This window comes from Paenibacillus sp. FSL K6-1330 (genome assembly GCF_037976825.1).
In the GTDB taxonomy this organism is placed as follows: Bacteria; Bacillota; Bacilli; order Paenibacillales; family Paenibacillaceae; genus Paenibacillus_AQ.
Map to the genome: position 1 here is coordinate 3,846,396 of NZ_CP150269.1, position 20,162 is coordinate 3,866,557.

Consider the following 20,162-nt stretch of genomic DNA (forward strand, 5'->3'; position numbering starts at 1 on the left):
CTTCGGGGAAAGAAAAGGGGCATCCGCCAAAAAGTGCGCGGCAGCCCCATCCTTGCCTGTTATTCTCCCTGCGGTTTAGTTGGATCAAAGGCAGGATTCAGCGTTACAGTGACCTCGCCTTTCTCCACCGCCTTGGACAATGCGGCGTTGTATCTTGTGTTTAAATCTTCCGTAATCGCTTTCAGATCTTCATCGGTAAGGATGTATTTGAAGAATGCATCAGCGTAGGTGGAACCCTCTGGAGTAACGTTTGGCGAAGCAGGCCAGAGCGAGTCGTGTTCCCCAACCAGGAAGCCTTCCATGCCATTGATCTCCGGATCTTTAGCTTGTTCTACAATGCTTGGCACAATGGCTATCCCGAAGCCTTTTTCATGATAGGTCTTCAGAACCTCGTCACCGTGCATATACTGCATGAATTTCCAAGCCGCTTCCTTATTGGCCGATTGGGCGCTGATGCCGAGCCACGTTCCGGCGGACACGATTTCGGAAGTTCCCTTGATCTGACCGTCCAGCGTTGGAGCCAACGCGCCCCCCCAGTTGATTTCAGTCGGGAATTGATCCATGTACACGCCCGGTTCCGTCGAGAAAGAAAGATACATCCCGATTTTGCCTGCGGCGAATTGGGCTCGCAGCGGATCGATGTCCAGCGCTTCCGCGCCAGGCAGAATACTTCCGTCTTTATACATTTGCTTGAAATATTCGATGACCTGCGAGTAAGGCTCGAAATCGAATTGACCTGTCTTCAGATCAAAGCCAAGTCCCTGATAACCGCTCAAAGAAAGAATTTCCCGGACGGAACGGTCAAATGCTTGCTTCGGATTTTTGAAGTTCAGTGCAAAACCATAAATGCCTTCGGCTTTCCCAACTTCAGTAATTTTCTTGGCATCGTCCACCATTTCCTGCAGCGATTTCGGAGGATTCTCGATGCCGGCTTTGGCAAAGAGATCCTTGTTGTAGACCAGACGCATGGTGAGGCCGGTGTTGGCGAGCGAGTACACCTTGCCGTCAAATCGGTTGACATCGTCGATCAGCAAGCTGCCGAACTTCGCTTTCAAGTCATCGGTAAGATACTCGTCAATCGGTTCAAGATACCCTTTTTTGACAAATCCGGACGTATTGGCGCTCTTTAGGCGAAGCACATCCGGCGCCTGGTTGCTGGAAAAGGCAATATCGACGCTTTGCGCGTAATTCTCGGACATGACCGTCAATTCCACCTGGATGTTATCGTCGTTTGTTTCATTAAATTTGTTAATTAATTCCTTAATATACTCCTGATCATGACGGTCGTCAGTCCAGTATTTAAGCTGTACGGGTTGGCCTGTCTCGGTTGATGGAGCTGCTGTTCCGCCGTCAGACTTGCCATTCGTCGTACCACCATTGCCATTGTTGTTGTCGTTCCCGCCGCAGCCTGCGATTCCTGCGGCTAGAACAAGACTCAAGCCGAGACCTAACCATTTTTTTCGCATACATTCTACCCCTTTGATTAACGTTTGTATTGTGAGCTCGTTTTTTATTATAGAATCCCGTACTCGGAAAAGGAGTGAGGCAAATTCACTCTCAAGGGATAGAATTCTATGGTCTCCTGCAGCAAGAGCCTCACGCCTCAGGCCGATCCATGTGATAGCCGGCCCTGAATTCCGACGGGGTCTGGCCAGTGATCTTCTTGAACATCTCGCTGAAATATCTGCGCTCCTCATACCCTACTGCCGCAGCCACTTCCTGCACCTGCGCCCCCTCTACCAGCAGCAGCCTCGCTTTCTGAATGCGTTCCGAGGTGATATACTGTGTGACCGTCATTCCGGTCACCTGCTTGAACAAGCTGGAAAAGTAGCTGGCGCTGAGATGCACATGGGCGGCGCATTCGCCGACGGTAATATCCTCGGACAAGCGGCCCTTGATATAGCCAATGGCCTTATAAATCACCTTCTGCCCTTCGGATAAGCTGTTTCGGCGAACCAGCTCGGCTCCCTCCGTGCACAAGACAAGCAGCTGACGCTGCAAAGAGGCCAGCGGCAGTCCCGCCGTCCCTTGCACCGTTCTGAATCTCTGAATGAGCGGCTGTATCTCCGAATAGGGAACCATTTCGTAAAGCGTGCGGATCGCTGAAGCAGCCAGCTCATCGTACAGGCTGAGGAGATAATCCGGATTTTGCCTTGAGATCCGTTTCTGCAGCGCTTCCGAAATCGCGGACAGCATCGCGTCCGTCCGGACGGCATTCCCAGAACGCAGGGCCAGCAGCAGCTCGTCCTTGTACTCCAGCGCCAGCGGCTCCTGACTGCCGCTCTGGAGGAAATCGTCATACATAATGGCCGCATTGCCTTCGGTGAACAGGTGATGGGAGAGCGCACGATGAGCCTGCCGGTAGGAATCCGGCAGCCCGCTGATCTCCTCCACTCTGCCGCCGACCCCGACCGAGACCGTGAACTTGGTATATCGTTCCATATTCCGGCAGCACTGCTCGGCAATTTCGATCGGACTGGACGGTCCTGTATCGTTCAGTACGGCCAGGTACTGGTCATGACGGGCTCGGAAAAGAACGCTGCGTGCATAATGGGCAAGCGTCTCCTGCATAATGTTCAACAGCGAAAACCGGATCAGCTCCATCTCCTGGATGGACTGCTCGGCAACCTGCTCCCGGAAGCGGTCAATTTCTATCAGCATCACCACGAAGCCGCGCGGCTCCAGCTCAATATTCAGAAACTCCCACCGTTCCGAGGCCTCTTCCCATGAAGTGCGGTGGCTTATGAGCAGCGCAAAGTATTCCTGTCGCAGCGCCGGCATGCTCTCGCGAAGCTTGTTCTCCATTTCCCTCAAACTTATCCGTTTGGACCTCTCTTCCATAACCTCTGCTTTGGCTCGCAGCACAGCCGACATCATATCTTCTTCTGTGAAGGGCTTCACCACAAAATCAAACGCCCCCAGCTGCACCGCCTTCTGCGCATATTCAAAGTCGGCATAGCCGCTGATCAGAATGACCTTGCAGCTGGGGTTCTCTTCCAGCACCAAACGCAGCATGCTCAACCCGTCCATGATCGGCATCCGAATATCGGTAATAACCAGATCCGGACGCAGCCCGTTGATCAGGGTAAGCCCCTCTTCCCCATTGCTCGATACACCTGCGACCCGAATCCCCTGCTCTTCCCAGTTCATCGCGGTCAGTCCGTCCACCACGCTTTTAATATCGTCGATAATGCAAAGACTGATCGCCTCAGGATTGCTCATCCAAATCCTCCCCTTTCTTGGGCAATGAAATCCGTATTTCGGTTCCGAGCTCCGGCACACTGTCTACGTGAAATTCCGCACCGTCCCCATAATAGAGCCGGAGCCGCCGGATCAGATTGGACACCGCATATCCCTTCTTCGACTCCTGCAAAAAGAGTTCGCGCACTTGGGTCTTGTCCATTCCCTTTCCGTTATCACGTACGGAAATCGTCCAGCGTTTCTCATCCCCGCTAATCTCGATTTCGATTAGGCCGCCGTTCTTCAGGTCGCGAAAACCGTGCAAAATGCTGTTCTCCACCAACGGCTGCAAAATGATGCGCGGAATCGAAAGCGATGACAGCTCCGGTTCGCGTACATGGATCTCATAAGAGAATAAGCCTTCATAGCAGCTTAACTGCAGTTCCAGATACTGGCGCACATGCTCCAGTTCTTTCGACAGTGTCGTAATTTCCTGGCCATTGTTCAATCCAAGTTGGAACAGGCGTGAGAGCGACATGACCATTTGCTGCGACGGTTCGATCTGCTTCAATTTCAATTTCCAGTAGATGGTGTTGAGCGTGTTGTACAGAAAATGCGGGTCCATCTGCGCCGACAGCGCCTTGATCTCTGCAGTTCGCTTATGCGTCTGGGCTTCCGTTACCTCATCTATCAACACCACAATCTGTTCCAGCATCCGGTTAAACCGAAATCCCACCTGAGCCAGCTCATCTCCGCTGCCGCTCTCAAAACGGGCGGTCAGATCGTTGTTCTCGACCCGCTTCATCACCTTCAGAAGCCCTTGCAGCGGTTTCAGCAAATAGCGTGAAAATGCGCCCGAAATCAACGTGGTGACGGTAAAAGCAGCCAGCGTAACTCCGGCGATCAGCCATTTGACAAAAACCATGTCCTGGAGCACGTCGGCTCGGGAACGGATGGTGGTCATCGTCCAATCCGCAATGCCGAGACGGGCATAATTAAGCAGATAGGTCTGGCCTTCCATTTCAAAGGGCTGACTTCCCTCCGAGCGGCTCATCATGCCACTCAAATTACCCGTCTCAACTGCCTGCCTGACCAGCGGTTCCTTCACGGGGTAAACCGCCTCTCCATCAGCGTTCAGCAAGAAGCTGGACGCCCCTTCCGCGGTGTTCCCCTGGACCAGCTTGCGGAAACCGTCCTCTCGGATATTCACGACAATATAAACACCGCTGACCGGGGTGTCAAAGATTGGCTCCAGAATAAGCGAAATGACGCGTTCCTTGCCGGAGAAGAGCATATCCTCATGACCCTCCACCCACAGGTTCTTTTTCTCCTGTTCGATGCGCGCATACAGAACGGTATCCTCGAATGCGGTGAGCCGATTTCGGTTCATGGACGAAGGATAGAACTCGCCAATCGGCGTAAATACGTAGATCGATTGGATTAGCGGCTCGGCGATCCGCGCCTGCGAGAAAACGTTGTCAAGATCGTTCAGATGCATGTAATATCTGCTGGCATCCCCGGAGCCGGCATCCTTCAGCATATCGTAGAAAGGCTGGCTGATCATAAACGTCATCATAATCAACATCAGTTTGTTCAGCTTCTCATCCACAATCTGTGCGGATCTGACCACCGTGTCCTGCGTGAGCTTCAGTGCATTTTTTTCCAGCGTCGCAGTCGAGATATAATAAGACAGTCCTCCGGTCATTAGAACAGAAAGCACGATGACGGCCAGAAAAGCGACCTTGAGTTTGTTGCGGAACGATTGCCTGCGGAGGTACTCCAAGCTTTTCACGCCTTCCGTTAAATTCTTTGCTTTGATTATGTCACTGCAGCCCCTGTTCGACAACGTAAAAAAACGAAGCTGTCCCGGGCAGCCATGTCATGGCTTTAGGGGCAGCTCCTTCTTAGGATCCCATGAACGGTGATCGACCTGTGGATCGGCTTTTTTTGAAGATTATTGAATTTATAAGCTTTCAACGGAGCTGAACAATTCTATAATCGCAAGAAAAACTATTGCTAAACGCGGTCTGTCTTCTGTGAATGTACGTCGATAGACGTCTTTCTTACCGGTACAGAATGTTTTGCTAACTAAATCGGGTCAGGCGTCAGAACCAAAGCATCATCAAAAGTTACGCCAGCCGAGGTGGTCCGAAACCCTATTTTCCCTGCTGTCAGTTCTGTTTCGGGATTGGTCCATTCCATTTTTAGTTCCCCATCCACATAACCTTTTATTGTGTTCCCTTCAATGGAAGCCTTCATCGTATACCACTGGTTCGCCTGAGCTGTAAACGGGGTACTGGATACAAGGGTCATGACGTTGCCCACGGATTTGTACAACTCCAGCTCTTGGGCTGTGGAATGGATTCGGAACATATAGAAATTACCTGCATCCTGTACCCTGAAGAGAATGCCTGCGTTGGCATTGGTGATGGGCATTTTCGCTTTGGCTTCATACGTATAATCCGTCCACGAATCGCCGGCAGTAATGACTGCAGTGGCTGCTTGATTCTGAATCAAGGCTTTTGTGCCGTCAGTTGTCACATTCCAGGAACCTGAAGCAGACGTCCAACCTACCGTATTTCCATCTTCAAAATCGTCGCTGAATTGGATGACCGTAGGATCCGGATACACGGGAGGTTCATTCACGTCCGTGACATGGATCGTAAAGGACTTCTCAACATACAGTCCGCCTGAATCTGTGCTCCTCACCTGGATGCTGTAGCTGTCCTTGGCTTCGTAATCAGGCGTTACGGCTAGAATCAACATATTGTCCGATATGGTGAAGCTGCTGTTGTCCACATCCCCTGCACCTGCTGTCAGCATATAAGTAAATGTTTCTTCCGCATCAGGGTCGCTGGTGGAAAAAGTTCCAACCATGCCTCCCGCCGTCGTGTTTTCAACAACACTGTTGTGTGAAAGGGCAATCTCCTCAGGCGCTTTATTGATGAGGCTAACCACGGCATCGTCAAAATGGACGCCGGCCGAGGTGGTCCGAAATCCGATCCCCCCAGCCGTCAATTCGGTGACAGGATTGGTCCATTCCATCTTTAATTCTCCATCCACGTAACAGGATATCGTGTTCCCTTGCATAACCGCCTTAACTGTATACCACTGCTTCTCAATAGCAGTGAACGGCGTACTGTTTACAAGCGTCAGTTGTCCATTCACGGATTTGAACAACTCCAGCTGTTGATTCGATGAATGAATGCGATACATATAATAATTGTTTGCATCCTGCACCCTGAAGACCATGCCCGCGTTGGCATTGGTGATGGGCATTCTTAATCTGGCTTCATAAACGTAATCCGTCCATGAACCCCCGCTATTAGCGGTAATCAGGGAGGTGGTTGTCTGATTCCCGCTGGACAGCACGTGATTCGTGCCGACTGTCGGGACGGTCCAGCCACCGGACATCGATGTCCAACCCGCCGTATTTCCGTCTTCGAAATTGTCGCTGAATAGCGGCGGCTTGGAATTGGCAAAAACGAGACCATATACATTGTTATTAACGGTAACATTCAAGTCGTCCAGGGTTGTTGCAAGCTTCCCTCCAACATAAACATCTGTGAACGTGACGCCGTTAACCCTTCCGCCTTTCGTGGCATTCCCGGAAATTCTGGATTTCTGGGTGCCGGTCTCGCGAACATTGATGTTCTTGACTACAACATTGCTTACATCGCCGGAAGTGCTGGTGGACACTCCAAGCCAATAGTTCCCGAATTGATTGATACCGACGCGTTCGATGTCGATATTCTCAAACGTAATATTTTGGGCGTAACCTTCCTCCGGGAGGGTATTCAGTTGGTATCCATGATCGATAAGCAATGCTCGGGCGCTTTGATACACATACGAATTTCGGATGGTTACGCCGATTTGCGGCTGGGCTACGCCCATGCCAATCTTGAAAGCCGCACATCTTGTCCATGCAAAAGCGTCATCAAAAACCACGTTTTCCAAATGTTCAAGCTCGCCCGGCCAGTCTTTGGACATCCCCGTCTGCAGCCAGGTTTTCGTGGAATAAGTGTCATCGTCCGAGATGGCAATCGAATGTTGAACAAGCACGTTCTGACTTTCATTAATATCGATAACGTCGTTCTCGATTTTGTATAAATCCTGGAATCCCTTAAGATTGTTTATGGTCACATTGTCGGAACGAACCACCATAAACGACCAGAAACCGGCATCCCGCAATATTAAGCCGTCAAAAGTAAAATTGGATGTTGCGATCGGAACGAGCAGGTTATTGAGGAACCCTTCATTTTTATTAGGCGCCGGCATCTTTCGCTCTCGCATCGCAATGCCTTTTCCATCAATGGTTCCCCGTCCCCGTATCGTAATATTGGTGGAATCTACGGCAGTACGAATAAAATACGTTCCATCCGCGTTTCGTGAATCCTTGCGAAAATCAATCACGTAGTCTTCCCCCCTGCCCGTGCCGACAATGACGGCGCCTCCAGCCAGGTAAAAGGTTACGTTGCTTTTTAATGTCAGGTTCCCGCTCTTATAAACACCTGCCGGAACGAAAACTACGCCGCCGCCGGCTTGATGGGCGTCATCGATCGCCTGCTGAATCGCGTCCGATGCCAGCGATGATCCCGTGTTATCCGCGTGGTATGGCGACTGTGTCACATTAAAAATCCCGGCACCTGCGGACGGGGGTATATCCGTTTCCAAGGGGTCTGCCGCGATGACAATCTTCTTCCTCTGGTCATTGATTTTTACGATGACATAGGTTGAGGATGAAAGCGTGAACGTCAGCTTGTTCCCGTTAACTGTGCCTTCGATGTTTTTAGCCTGAGGACTGATGGAGAATGATGTAATCGGCACATTGTTGGTAACTTCGATTCGGACCGTGCCGGAAAAAGAAAATTGGGCATAGTCATAGTCAGCCAGATAACTGATTACAGGAATCGCTTTGTTATCGGCTTTCAATGAAAACACGCTGGATGCGGTATAGATGGATGGCATCGGGTAATTTTGTATCGTGGCAGGTGCTATGGCGCTCTGTGCCAAAGATGTCGGATCAGCGGCATCCGTCATATCCATTGAAGAAATAGAATAGCTATCGATTTTGGCAGCTTCCGCAGCTCGGGGTAACAATCCTGTGATTATAACGGCAAGCACGACCAACAGACTAACTGCTTTTCTTGTAATGGTAATCATAAATACCTCCTCAAGATTATTCATCTGCCGAACAATAATAAGGCAGCGCAGCTCAGTTCGCCCGATTGTATTCTTGCTTGCGTTTTTTTGTGAAGGCGCTAACATTTTATCGGAAGCAAGCAACAGCCGCCCTTTCTGAGGTTCACCCCCCCTCCATCCAAACTTTTCACTGTCACGATGGATTATAATCCCTGCCCGCATAAAAAGGAGTGGGGCAAGCCCACTCTCCAGGGATACATTTTAACTGTTCTCCATGCAATCAAGAAAAAAATGATCTTACAAACAGCCCTCTGCAACGAACGAGAAGACCTCATATTTGGGTTCATTTTATTGAATGTATGATTGAGGGCTTATCTCTGAGAAAATGTGCTTTTCCGCCACGTTTACGTGGCTTACGTTTGGCAATATTCCGCTTGCCCTTTTCCGAGTACAGAAAGTAAGTCTCATCCATTTGAACAATAACTTGAAATGCTTCGGTCGGAATCTGCTTCAAAGCGGAACGAATCTCTTGCCGCCAGTAAAACAAGGTAGCGTGCGTGACTTCATCGGGATGGATTGAGGCAACACGAAGAGCATTCTTGGCTGCGCTTCGTGTTGCCTCAATCCAAAAAAAATCTCCTCGTAGCGAGGAGATCGGTACATTAGATTAGAGCAATCGCGAGCAGCGTGAACAGGCTTAATGTTAAAATGGAGCTGCGAGCCCCGAATCCGAAGGGGAAGAAAGCGGAGGTCGTTACAGTTCCGTTTCTTCGATCTGTCTCCAAGTACACATTATCACAATCCACTTTTACGATTCTTCCTACGTGTACACAACCGTCTCTTGTCGTAATGCGGACTTTCTGGTTCATGAATCGCATGCAGCTATAATAGGCTTCCATCTTATCACCTCTTTCTTTGACAACGCAGCATATGAACGCGTTGGACAAAAGGTCACGGCAGTTATACCCTCTACAATGAATGAGATCGAAGGTTACCGATAATAATGTAGATTCCGCTAGTTTACGAAATTTTGAGAAATTAAACCCTGTCAGCACAAGGCTGGCAGGGTTTAAAAAATGTTATTTGTTTAGAAAAAGAAAGATCTAGTTTTAATAACCAGCAAAATGAAAAGAACTAAGGCAGCTGTCATTTATCTCTAAGGGTTTCAATTCAAAAACAGTCTTCTGGTTCACCACTGCGTTTAGAATTGCTAGAGAAAATCGTAAAAACCGTTTAGACTTGCCTCTGTGTAAAGCATGTCATGTTGAAGCTTACTTCTCTCCGTTTTCATTTTTACTAAGTGCAGGAAAAAATATCCCCAATATGGATTAGTGATAAAAGTTTCGATTGCTTTTTCGCAACCATTCAGCCTTACCTGAAAATGCTGTTTAATTCCCTGCCATAGCATACTTACTCGATAGTTATGATGACTTATGACAGAAAACAAATTAACGACCATTTGTGAACATTCGAAAAAACAAGGTGGAGCTCTCACTGGCGCTGGCCGCAAAGCCAATAGGCGTCACGCGTAAAATCTCGCTTACCTTGCCTGCTGGGCAAACTTTATTATTATCTTCTTCCAACATGAAACACACCAATTACGGTTGTACCTTCAACATCATACAAAGGGATATCGCGACCATCTGGTGATCTACTGTTCTGTATCGCAATGGCATCCTGAGGTGACTTTGGTTGCTCACCGTCTAAATCTTTTTTCAACACGTATCCTGCAGTGCCATCTACACCTATTGCGCTGATTAATTCAGGTTCTGTTTCTGGAGAAGCAGCATCTGCGGAAGAACCGTATGTCTGTCCGTTTTTATTATTGGGATAGTTCATATTCTTAGCTCCAATATGAATAGAACCAATTATGTTTACTCCATCAACATCATACAGTGGAACATTACGACTAAGTTCACCGAGATAATCTTTTTTCAGCACATATCCTGCAATGTCATTTATACTTCCCATATGGATTAAGTCAGGTAGCAATTCAACGGAAGTGGCTTCTTTAACTGAACCATATGACTGCCCATTTTCATTTTCAGGATAGTTAGGAGAATTTGCGGGGCTTTGATTATTCGTGCTTTTAGCAAATGTGCTTTGGTACCCCAGTACACCTCCCACTACACAAACGATAATAACCAGACCAATCAATTTTCTGATGCCTTTAGAATGCACCCTCACATTTTTCACTCCTTTCTCACTCTTCACTCTGTAATCGTTCGTTCCGTCCTTTTCATTTTTTTTCGTAAAAATAACCTCTTTCTATTACCTGGTTTGTATCTTCGGTCACTTCCTCATCAATATCTAGGTTAGCGACTTCATCTCTTGGAAATTGTTTTGGAAAAGGAGCATAATAAAAAACTCCATGTTCAGTTACTACTTTTTCCGCTGGTTCCGTTCGAGCTTTTCTTTCGTATTCAATTTGCCAATCTTCTTTTTTTGGTGGAGTGGTGTCATTATCATTAATAGTCGAGTCTACAACTTGCTTATTATCTATAAGTTCTCTGATTATAAAAAATGCGCTCATTAATACAAGACAACATGATGCAATGATTATAGATCTTCTTAAATACTTCTTATTTTTCATGATCACTCACCCCTTCTCAGATGCTATTTGTTATTCAGGTGAAATTTGGAATAAAACCTCGAACACCCATTACTGTTTACTCTCGTGCTGCTTTTTTACTTGTTACATATCCTATAAAGGAACCAATCAAACTGGCAGCATACACTATTATTACACAGATATATCCGAATGTTTCATATGAAACCGAGGGTAGGAAATACCTTAACCCATATACTGGTCCTAAAATAATTATTCCTACTGGTATTGAAAAAAGTATTGAATCTATAAGATACATTACAAAAACACATGCAATAGAGACAAGATAGTAAATGGAGCTGAACTTAAGAAAACGAATGCTCAGTTTATCCCTATAGTTTTTGAAACCTCCCCATGACATCCACAAAATTAAAAAGAGAATAGTACTCACTAAGTTTATAGTTGATGGTGTGTTGCCTTTTAGGTATGCACTGAAATTAATAATCGTAAACGGTATACTAAGAAGTAAAGCGTAGAATAATTTCAAAATAATCATGGCTTTTTGAGGATTATAGCCGTGCTCAAAGTTATGGTTTCTATAAATTTAGACATCTTCACTTTTCCGTCCCCTTCCTTGCATGGAGGTTATTTCCTTCAACTGAGTAAACACCAATAAAGCAAAAAAAGTTACATAACAAAATTCATTCTTTTCTGAATGATGGTTATAAAAGTGAAAATCTGGCGTCCCATAAGACACGTTCTCCTTCAATCTTTATATCTGCAATATCCATATGTTTGTTCTCAACATGTAAGTGTACGTTCGAGTCAGGAGCCTTTGGATATGGTTCCTTAATCTCCAACTTATACCTTTGATCCGTGTGAGATGGTGCAAGTAGTTTGAAATCGGCAGCATTTTGTAATTTGTATGAATGATAAATTCACATATAATGTGTGAAAAAAAAGGGACCCATCCACATCGGACGGGTCCCTTGCTTCTTTTTCTTACGGCTTGGCGGCTCCGTTAATCTTCTCGAAGAACGGGGCCAGCATGGAGACGAGCTGCTCAAACTGCTGCTGTTCTTCTTTGGTCAGCTTTTCCTCATGTTTGATTCCTTTTTCATCGGTCATCTTCAGCTTTAATTGCACCATCTGCTTGAACAACTCCATAAACTCCTTCAATTCGTCTTCCGTGAGCTTGTCTTTTGCTACTTGAAGCATTCCCTCAATCTCTTGATAACTTTCCTGTGAACCGCCGTGCTGTTCAATGGTTTTAACAGATCCGAATATTTCATCGGCTAGATAGGAAGAAGCAAATACGGCAGAAGGAATCAAGATTGCTACAGCGGCAATACTTGCGAGCATGCGTTTTTTCATAGGAGATCTACCTCTCTTTTCGTTCACAAAATGTTGGTAGGACTGTCGGACACGTCCATACAAATCGGGTGGACAGTGCATCGAATCTGCCACCTGGCGAAGCTCTTCACGCAATTCCTTATCAATGGACATACGCGTCTCCTCCCGTCATTTCGAATCGTTTCCGGAGTTCTTTCAGTGCCAGATGATGCCTGGATTTCACTGTACCAACGGGGATCTGCAGAACTTCTGCGATTTCTTCCAGAGAATAGTCGTGAAAATAGCGCAGGATGACGACCACACGTAGTTTGTACGACAACTGGCGGACAAGGCTGAACAGCTCATGCTGCATTTCGAACTGCTGGACTGCTTTGTCCGTCCAGTCGAACTGTTCACAAGTCATCTGGCGGTTTCGTTCAAAGAGGCGAATTCGTCGCCAGGCCTTTCTTTTCCAATCCTGGACAAGACGGATAGTGATCCCGTGCAACCAAAACCGAAACGGCCGGTTCGGGTCGTACTTGTGAAACGACCGCCACATGCGCATGTAAACTTCATTCACGATATCCTCAATGTCCTGTTTGTTGTAGACGAGAAAAGCAACCGTCCGATAGACGTCTTGGTGAGTCGCCTGATAGACAAGCTGAAAGGCCGACTCGTCGCCCAACGTTGCTTTTTGAAGCCACGGAAGTAACTCTTTATCATTCATAGGGGCCCCTCCTGAACGTGTTACAACCCTTAATTCGCTCCCGTGGAGAAAAAGGTTCAGTAAGAGAATAAACTTTTTGATGATACTCACCATTTTAGGAACTTCTTAAGGTGTATCGCCAATTTTTTTGCACACGGTTACCCCTGTTGTCATGGACGCTGGTACTCCTCCAATGAAAAGCGCATTGCCCTTCAAGTAGAACAATCACATGAACTTTCTCTTTAATGGAATCTTATTAAAGGTTTTGGACTATTCTGCCCGTTAGCTTAGCACCAGGCAGGACATATGTACCAAACAACTTATTTTGTGAGCATGTAAAAAAGAGCTACTTTACGGCAGCTCCTTCAGTGTTTCTGTTGCAGACTTCCTTATTGAATTATCGTACCCGTTTGTTCAGCTACGAGAAACAATCTACTTCGAAATATATGTTTGATGTTTGATTGTAAACTCGGGCTTATTTACGTAGTCCGCATAGTTTACGGCTCCGTTAAACTCCAAATAAGCCTGATGGCGAAATCGAACACTTGGCTGTGTAATCAAATCGAGAACTCTATCCTTCGCTACCCAACGGCTGTCGGTTGTTTCTTCAGAGAAAGATTATAATTCCCCACCAATAGACGTAAAAACGAGTATAAAAAAGGCTAGCCAGAATTTCTGGCTAACCCGATAATCCGTAAATGCCGAATTATCGAATTCTCAAACGACAATTGTTAAGACTCGAGGCTTGCTGTAGAACTGATAATTCCGAGTGGCCGGTTCATCAACCAACTATCTATAAATCGTTGCCAAGAAGATTTGTCCATCCTCTTCCTCGTAATGAAATGACAGCTTGCCTGAACCAAAGTTGTAAATCATGTCATACACGCCATCAGCCTCATTGAAAAATTCATCATTCGGTTTGCCAAGCCACAATTTAACTGTTGACGGGTACAAATTTCGCTTTTCGGCAAAAAGGTTGAATATCATAAGTCTTGAGCTGGAATCCAGCTCATGGAGATAGGAATCGAAGCCTATCGCATAGTTCTGATAGACATAAAATGCACCCCATTCACCGTTTTCCCGCAGCTTGGCTTTTTTAAGTGTACTTTGGAGCGATTTATGAGTCATGCCGAGCTTGATTCCTGGCTGGTCGGGAAGAATCCCTTTCTTGGCAGCAGCCTTCAGGCTTTCGAGATAAGCGCGGTCACCGATTCCTGAATTTGGCCAGGATGGATGATCATAATCCATGTATCGCGTCTCCGTCAAACGCAATTCCAGCTTGCTCACGTTAAGTTTGAACGTATTAACGGCATACTTGAAAACAGCGTTATTGTAAAACTTGAACTGCACCCGTGCATCTGACAGCATGCGAACTCCGTCTTCCCGTCCTGCAGGATAGTAGTTATCCATTTTTTTGCCTTTATGATCGCCGAACTTCACGGGCATCAGCGACCCCGAACGAATAATGAAAGGGGTAACCAGATTGAAATTAGATGTCCCCCATTCTGTAATCATCAGAATATCCGGTGTGCCCTTTTCTTTGCTTCGAATCGTATAATGCCAGGTCTGGGGCAGCGTAACCGAATGCAGGCCAAGGTTCACGGATTGTATCGTACCATACGTCGCTCCTTTTTTGACGAGAGCTGCTTTATATGTACCTGTGTATTGCTTGTCCCCCGGCTTATTTCCGGTCCAGTAGTCCATTTCGGTCAAGGTTGATGATTTTTCATCTTGAGCGTAAATATAAACCGTATAGGAGTTCTGATACGCATCCCTTAAATTAAAAGACAATCTGCTTATCTGTTTTAATTTCTCAACAGGCATGCTCTTCCCCTGTGCCTGTGCGGAATCTGCTGAAATGAACATGCAAAGTCCTGCCAAAAAAATCGCCAGCAGAAAGGCGCACAGCCATGTTTTGTTGCGATAGTACTGAATCATCCTTCGATTTCCCCCTGTTAATAGAGATGATATGTAGTTTATGTCGTATTTAAGTGTATCATCTCCCTAGGGTATTTCCCACCCAAAAAACGTCGATTATTCATTGTTATAATAATAGTTTGTAATCCATACCCACTACTATTTTGCATTGCAAAATCCGCCACCAATCGGAGGCGGATCAATCCATTGCTCAGCTTAATGGATCACATTTGTAGTCTTAACGCAACCTACCACTTATTCCATTAATTCCCCTTTACTTCATTATCGTTCGGAATTAATTCATACAGGGCACGAACATCACAACCGATGGAATCGGCGATCGATATGGCAATTTTGAGTGGCATCACTCTTTTGTTTTCAATAAAGTCGTAAACTCGTTCCGGTTTAAAAAGCAAGTCTTTTGCCAGCCATTCCGCTGACTTTCCGGATTCCATCAATCGTTCATTCAGTAAGCAACGTCCTAGTTCAAATTTCAAGAAGCGACGACCTCCCGCATAAGATAATACTTAACCTTAAGCGTTGTCCATTGCCAGCATGAATATACTTAATAAAGGGCCCCATAACGAAGGATTTCCCCATGCGTCTGGCCAATTTGTTGGGCGAGTTCCATCGCCGGGTTATCGTACCCGTTAGTGAAGCATTTCCTGTTCTTAGAACACAATGATGAATTACATAAATACATCTTTATACCATAATCCCGCAAAGAAGATGATGCCAAATAAGCACATAAGAGCAAATAACGATAATATACCGACCACAGAAATCATGAATACTATTTTTGTGAGTTTCTTAATGGTCCATCCCCACCCATTCCGCTTAATTAGCCATTTGTTAGACACACTTATCTTGTAATTAGTTCTTCATCTTCATTCCTTTCCAGCTAACCCTGCCCGATACTTCAATGAATAGTAGAAAGTGTCCGGTTCCTTGAATTTCAATACATGTCCCTTATCGGTAATTTTTTTTCCGTCCCATGATAATGAAAATGAAAATGTGATCGGACTCTCTTCTCTCCAATCCGTTTCAATAGGTACACCTAACCAATCTCTAATGTAATCAGGATCAGTTAATACGTTCCAAACAACTTTCTTACTTGCATTTATATCTCTGCAATACTTGTATCTTTGCTCGTTAGTTCAGCAAGAAAAAGTTCCACGTCGAAGCAGCCGACAAATGTTTGCCGGCTACATCTTGTGCTCAGTATATATTCGTCTGGCAGTGCCAAGCCGTGGTGGCCTGGCAGTTAACGAACGGGCGTGTAGCGGAGCACTACGACGCCGGAGCCGAAGGATTTGGTCTCGGTCAGCTTCAGATTCAGTCGATCACGAACTCCCCCCAATAATTGGGGGCCACGTCCGGCAACGATTGGCTGTACCAGGAAGTGATACTCATCCACCAAGCCCAGTTGTGCCAGGGTGGAACCGAGGCCGGGACCGCCGTTAACGACTAGGTTCTTCCCTTCTGCCGTAAGCTGTGGCACCTCCTCGGAAACAGGCCCCTTCAACAAGAAAGAGTCCTGCCACGACACGTGATCCAGCGTCCGCGAGAAGACGTACTTGGGTTTCCGATCGAGCTTGCGTGCGAAGTCGACCAAGAGCTGAGGTCCGTCGCCGCTACTGGCAATGGCTGGCCAAGCACTTTCCATCAACTGGTAGATTTCACGTCCGAAAAGCAGACTGTCAGACTGGTCCATCAGGTCCACCGTATACTGGTGGAGATCCTCATCCGCAATCACCTGCGTGTGGTCACAACAACCGTCCAGTGTCACATTCATCATCAGGATTATACGTCCCATATGCAGCCTCCTTATGTCTACATTTTATCATCCAAAAGCAGGCCCAGTTTCTCATGTATTGCTAATGTGCACAGTGCGGGCCAGACCGAATTCAACTTTTGTGATACGGAGGATAATGATTAAACAATTCTTCCCGTTAGCTTAATGAAATTGCATGAAACATAGTTAGATACTTATTGAATCGGTAATCGGCTCATGTTCTTGTCCTTTTCGGCAATCGGTACATCTTTATATGTGAAAACAAAAACGGCGGCCAAGCAGCCACCGTGTCTTATATTAATGGTCATGACTTCCCTTGCTTAACTCTTTCGAAACTTGGGATTCGGTGCCTGGTTCGACAATGACAAACTGCCCCATCATACCGCTATCCTCATGATACAACAAGTGACAGTGATACATGTACGGCGTATCGGGATCAGGATAGCTTCCAAAGTCGACGGCCAGTCTGACTGTAGTGCCATTCGGAATAAAGACCGTATCTTTTCTCCCACGCTCATATAATGGTGGCAATTCTCCATTTTTGTCCATTACGGTGAATGCTGCATCATGAATATGGAAGTTATGATCCCACCCCTTATTCGTGATCTGCCATATTTCACGTGCGCCAGCCGGAACAACCTCATCAATACGATTCATGTCCATTTCCTTGCCATTAATTGCAGATTTCGTTGTAAGTTCAAATTTTCGTAGCTTTACATTTTCGGGCACATCGATGAGCGGCTCAGTGGTAAGGTGATTCGGGAGCTGCGACGAAGCCGATAAACTTGTATCCGCGATAATCTTTACGATATCAAACTCCCCATTCTCAATCCCGTCTTTTCCTGCAAAGCTGTGCAAGATCGTTTCTTCGCCAGCTTCAAACTCCACCACGATCTCAGTACGTTCACCCGGACTTAGCAACAAACGATCTAGTAAAACGGGTTCGGGTAAAAGCCCGGCATCATTGCCGACTAGATAAAATGAACGATTATCCGAAAAGCCGATATTATAAGCTCTCGCATTCGAACCATTCAGTAATCTAAAACGAACCTGACTTGCAGTGATCTCCAGGTAAGGATCGTATGTCCCATTGACTAAGATTTGATTGCCTAACAATCCAAACGGAGTCATACTCATATTTTCGTTAAAAGAACCGTCGCCCTTAAATAACTTATCCTGGATGATAATCGGGATGTCGTTAACACCATATTCCGAAGGCAACTTTTTAGATTCCTCATCCTCAACGATAAATAATCCTGCAAGACCGCGATAAACGTGCTGCGCTGTCTTCCCATGCAAGTGGGGATGATACCATGTAGTCGCGGCAGGCTGCTCGATGGTCCAATAAGGTTCCCAGGTTGCTCCTGCTTCGATCATCTGATGCGGTCCGCCGTCCATTACTGCTGGTAATCGCATCCCATGCCAATGCAAGGTTGAGCTTTCATTCAATTGATTGATCACATCGAAAGAAACTTGGTCGCCGCGCGAAACTCGGAGGGTCGGCCCTAAATAAGATCCGTTAATCCCCCAAGTGGGTGTCTGCTTGCCTTCCAAAAACTCAGTTGATCCTGACTGCATGGTTAAGGCAAAGTGTTTCTTACCCTCTGACTCCGTCATTGGCTCAAGTATTGGCGGAATTTGCAATGGATTTTTAAATTCGAGCTTACCGACGTTAGTGGTCGTATCCCCTTCACATCCGACTAAAGAAAATGCTGATAAAATGAGCAGCAGCGTGAGCAGTTGAAGGTATTTTTTCATTTTCTATACTCGCTTTCCTCATCGTTGATGAAATCAATTTAAATTTTGATCATTTTTTTATTGCTGTTGCAATCAACTCCTGAGCATAATCCCCAAATGGCATTGATAACAAGCACACTGACCATGGCAAAAGGATCCGTGCCAGGGCCCTGCAGCTAACGTGGAAGAATAGGTGATAGAATCGCATTGAGTACAATCACCCAGCGCAAAAAGTTCGGAAGCTTTCCCGTAAACGAAAGGAAGAGCATTAGAATCGGAAACAATTCAACAACCCGAACAAATGGCTTTGCCAGTATGACGAATCCATTAAAGAGCTCCGATGAACGTAACCGGAAACGTGTTCATTTGCCGCAACACAATCCGCACGATGAATTCAAAAAGTATAAACCCTCCTAACATGCCAACAACAAAAGTGAGAAACAGCGTTCCCTTCTTCATTCCTATGTCTCCCCTATGTCTCCTTTTATTCTCAATAGAACATGTGACTCGTTCATGTAATGATCATATTAGATGAATATTGTGAACTTATGACGAAAGGTTGCGGTACCTGTGAATTTTCAAAAAGATATTTCACGAGATCATTTCCCCTAAAGCCGCTACGTTCTCCCGGCTCCCCCATCGTAAAACGACAACAAAAAAGGCCAACCAGAAGATTCTGGCTAACCTGATAAACGAACCGCTAAAAAATAGTAACTTTCAATGGAACAGTGTTTTTTGTCCTCCGACACATTTACATAACTTTCTTATTCGATGTGTCACCTACTCGAACTCATCTGTAGAAGATTTTGAAATGCAACTTTTTGCTCATTTTATTTTTTAAAGATGGATAAGAATATTGATAAGTTTCCCGAATGGGTCCCTAACAAAAAAACGTCGAACCCCCCATGGCTCCTCAGTTGGTCCATACTCAATTGGAATTCCTGCTTCTTTGATCCGAGTTAACGCGTCATCAAGATCATCAACCTCAATTGACAGATCAGGCACAGGTGCCCCAGAGCCTCCCTCTAATAGGAAACTAATCTGAGTGCCCATTTTCTCATGCGAACCGTATGTTGCAATAAATCCCATATCCATTAGTTGATCAAGTCCAAGTACTTCCCCGTAAAAATAAGAAGCTTTGGAAATGTCCTGCGTCTTAACATTTGCAACTATTCGTTTGATCTTCATTTTTCATCCTCCTAAAGTTTTAATATCAAAAATCGATTTCGCTCTATCCATGTAGACGATTGGGAAATTGGAATATAGACGTGAATTAATGTTTTTTAGCTTTTGCTTTATTATTGTTTATGGCAAATTTATAGGCTGTCCCCACAGGATCGCCTATAAATTTGCTTAATCTAATGAATTTTGTTACAGATGCTGTCTACGCTAATCTATCCTTTCGTCATCTCCCTCATTATCAACAACGCGTTCAAGAACAAGCCTAGCGAGATGACGGGATGTGCCGCTGCGGCAAATCCGATTTCTTCCTAGAAGACAGCCGTCGCGAAGATCAAAAGGATTAGGCCGATCAACACCAAACTCTTCATTTTAATGCCCTTGGGCAGTCTGGCCGGAAAAGACAATATAAACAACAATACGGGGATAGGCGCGAAGTACATGGCGAAATTACCGTGCATCCCCCATTGTGTCGAATCTACGAAGAGCGCGAATCCAGCCAAGAAGACCTGTACCGCGATGCAGATCGCAAAAAGCACGTTCAATATGCTAAAACCTAGCCGCGCGTATTGAGCGGAAGCCGGCAGCGAAGAGCGGGTTACGGTCATTTTTTGTACTTCCATTCT

At 46.0% G+C, this 20,162-nt stretch carries 16 protein-coding genes and 1 pseudogene; all 17 read right to left on the reverse strand.

Annotated elements, in window-relative coordinates; all coding sequences use genetic code 11:
* Nucleotides 1-59 precede the first annotated feature (59 nt).
* The gene (locus NYE54_RS17350) at nt 60-1,466 is read right to left on the reverse strand and encodes a sugar ABC transporter substrate-binding protein (protein ID WP_339264844.1); all 1,407 of its coding nucleotides are present in this window, start codon (nt 1,464-1,466) and stop codon (nt 60-62) included.
* Nucleotides 1,467-1,596: 130 nt separating this feature from the next.
* Nucleotides 1,597-3,222 carry a response regulator gene (locus NYE54_RS17355; RefSeq protein WP_339264846.1) on the reverse strand — a complete coding sequence of 542 codons (1,626 nt, stop codon included), beginning with the start codon at nt 3,220-3,222 and terminating at the stop codon, nt 1,597-1,599.
* Nucleotides 3,209-4,963: a sensor histidine kinase gene (locus NYE54_RS17360; RefSeq protein WP_339264848.1), complete on the reverse strand. Its 1,755-nt coding sequence runs from the start codon at nt 4,961-4,963 to the stop codon at nt 3,209-3,211. The genes NYE54_RS17355 and NYE54_RS17360 overlap by 14 nt, the downstream gene beginning before the upstream one ends.
* Before the next feature lie 305 nt (nt 4,964-5,268).
* On the reverse strand, nt 5,269-8,343 hold the full coding sequence (locus NYE54_RS17365; RefSeq protein WP_339264850.1) for a family 16 glycoside hydrolase: 3,075 nt from the start codon (nt 8,341-8,343) through the stop codon (nt 5,269-5,271).
* Nucleotides 8,344-8,710: 367 nt separating this feature from the next.
* A pseudogene (locus NYE54_RS17370) lies at nt 8,711-8,884 on the reverse strand (IS1595 family transposase); the annotation flags it as partial.
* Nucleotides 8,885-8,984: 100 nt separating this feature from the next.
* A complete protein-coding gene (locus tag NYE54_RS17375) occupies nt 8,985-9,221 on the reverse strand; it encodes a hypothetical protein (RefSeq protein WP_339264852.1) in 237 nt (78 codons plus the stop codon).
* A 670-nt stretch (nt 9,222-9,891) separates the two neighbouring features.
* Entirely contained in the window at nt 9,892-10,509 is a 618-nt protein-coding gene (locus tag NYE54_RS17380) for a hypothetical protein (protein WP_339264854.1), read from the reverse strand.
* A 52-nt stretch (nt 10,510-10,561) separates the two neighbouring features.
* Complete coding sequence (locus NYE54_RS17385) at nt 10,562-10,915, reverse strand: hypothetical protein (RefSeq protein ID WP_339264856.1); 354 nt, start codon at nt 10,913-10,915, stop codon at nt 10,562-10,564.
* A gap of 957 nt (nt 10,916-11,872) precedes the next feature.
* Entirely contained in the window at nt 11,873-12,376 is a 504-nt protein-coding gene (locus tag NYE54_RS17390; RefSeq protein WP_339264858.1) for a DUF3600 domain-containing protein, read from the reverse strand.
* Nucleotides 12,366-12,929 (reverse strand): sigma-70 family RNA polymerase sigma factor, encoded by a 564-nt coding sequence (locus NYE54_RS17395; protein ID WP_339264860.1) that lies wholly within the window; start codon nt 12,927-12,929, stop codon nt 12,366-12,368. Before NYE54_RS17395 ends, NYE54_RS17390 begins: the two co-directional genes overlap by 11 nt.
* 768 nt (nt 12,930-13,697) lie before the next feature.
* Nucleotides 13,698-14,846 carry a hypothetical protein gene (locus NYE54_RS17400; protein WP_339264862.1) on the reverse strand — a complete coding sequence of 383 codons (1,149 nt, stop codon included), beginning with the start codon at nt 14,844-14,846 and terminating at the stop codon, nt 13,698-13,700.
* A gap of 242 nt (nt 14,847-15,088) precedes the next feature.
* On the reverse strand, nt 15,089-15,322 hold the full coding sequence (locus NYE54_RS17405; protein WP_339264864.1) for an XRE family transcriptional regulator: 234 nt from the start codon (nt 15,320-15,322) through the stop codon (nt 15,089-15,091).
* 767 nt (nt 15,323-16,089) lie between these two features.
* A complete protein-coding gene (locus NYE54_RS17410; RefSeq protein ID WP_339264866.1) occupies nt 16,090-16,641 on the reverse strand; it encodes a dihydrofolate reductase family protein in 552 nt (183 codons plus the stop codon).
* Between the two features lie 276 nt (nt 16,642-16,917).
* Nucleotides 16,918-18,378, reverse strand: a complete 1,461-nt coding sequence (locus tag NYE54_RS17415) for a multicopper oxidase domain-containing protein (RefSeq protein ID WP_339264867.1) — start codon at nt 18,376-18,378, stop codon at nt 16,918-16,920.
* A gap of 306 nt (nt 18,379-18,684) precedes the next feature.
* Nucleotides 18,685-18,816, reverse strand: a complete 132-nt coding sequence (locus tag NYE54_RS17420; protein ID WP_339264869.1) for a hypothetical protein — start codon at nt 18,814-18,816, stop codon at nt 18,685-18,687.
* A gap of 378 nt (nt 18,817-19,194) precedes the next feature.
* Entirely contained in the window at nt 19,195-19,545 is a 351-nt protein-coding gene (locus NYE54_RS17425; RefSeq protein ID WP_339264871.1) for a VOC family protein, read from the reverse strand.
* Between the two features lie 302 nt (nt 19,546-19,847).
* A complete protein-coding gene (locus NYE54_RS17430) occupies nt 19,848-20,159 on the reverse strand; it encodes a DUF6220 domain-containing protein (protein WP_339264873.1) in 312 nt (103 codons plus the stop codon).
* Nucleotides 20,160-20,162: the final 3 nt, after the last annotated feature.

What these genes read in the sequence shown, in the direction of transcription:
- NYE54_RS17390 (WP_339264858.1), bottom strand. Translation starts at nt 12,376, where the DNA reads ATGTCCATTGATAAGGAATTGCGTGAAGAGCTTCGCCAGGTGGCAGAT.
- NYE54_RS17355 (WP_339264846.1), bottom strand. Translation starts at nt 3,222, where the DNA reads ATGAGCAATCCTGAGGCGATCAGTCTTTGCATTATCGACGATATTAAA.
- NYE54_RS17430 (WP_339264873.1), bottom strand. Translation starts at nt 20,159, where the DNA reads ATGGAAGTACAAAAAATGACCGTAACCCGCTCTTCGCTGCCGGCTTCC.
- NYE54_RS17400 (WP_339264862.1), bottom strand. Translation starts at nt 14,846, where the DNA reads ATGATTCAGTACTATCGCAACAAAACATGGCTGTGCGCCTTTCTGCTG.
- NYE54_RS17425 (WP_339264871.1), bottom strand. Translation starts at nt 19,545, where the DNA reads ATGAAGATCAAACGAATAGTTGCAAATGTTAAGACGCAGGACATTTCC.
- NYE54_RS17375 (WP_339264852.1), bottom strand. Translation starts at nt 9,221, where the DNA reads ATGGAAGCCTATTATAGCTGCATGCGATTCATGAACCAGAAAGTCCGC.
- NYE54_RS17365 (WP_339264850.1), bottom strand. Translation starts at nt 8,343, where the DNA reads ATGATTACCATTACAAGAAAAGCAGTTAGTCTGTTGGTCGTGCTTGCC.
- NYE54_RS17415 (WP_339264867.1), bottom strand. Translation starts at nt 18,378, where the DNA reads ATGAAAAAATACCTTCAACTGCTCACGCTGCTGCTCATTTTATCAGCA.
- NYE54_RS17385 (WP_339264856.1), bottom strand. Translation starts at nt 10,915, where the DNA reads ATGAAAAATAAGAAGTATTTAAGAAGATCTATAATCATTGCATCATGT.
- NYE54_RS17420 (WP_339264869.1), bottom strand. Translation starts at nt 18,816, where the DNA reads ATGAAGAAGGGAACGCTGTTTCTCACTTTTGTTGTTGGCATGTTAGGA.
- NYE54_RS17410 (WP_339264866.1), bottom strand. Translation starts at nt 16,641, where the DNA reads ATGGGACGTATAATCCTGATGATGAATGTGACACTGGACGGTTGTTGT.
- NYE54_RS17395 (WP_339264860.1), bottom strand. Translation starts at nt 12,929, where the DNA reads ATGAATGATAAAGAGTTACTTCCGTGGCTTCAAAAAGCAACGTTGGGC.
- NYE54_RS17350 (WP_339264844.1), bottom strand. Translation starts at nt 1,466, where the DNA reads ATGCGAAAAAAATGGTTAGGTCTCGGCTTGAGTCTTGTTCTAGCCGCA.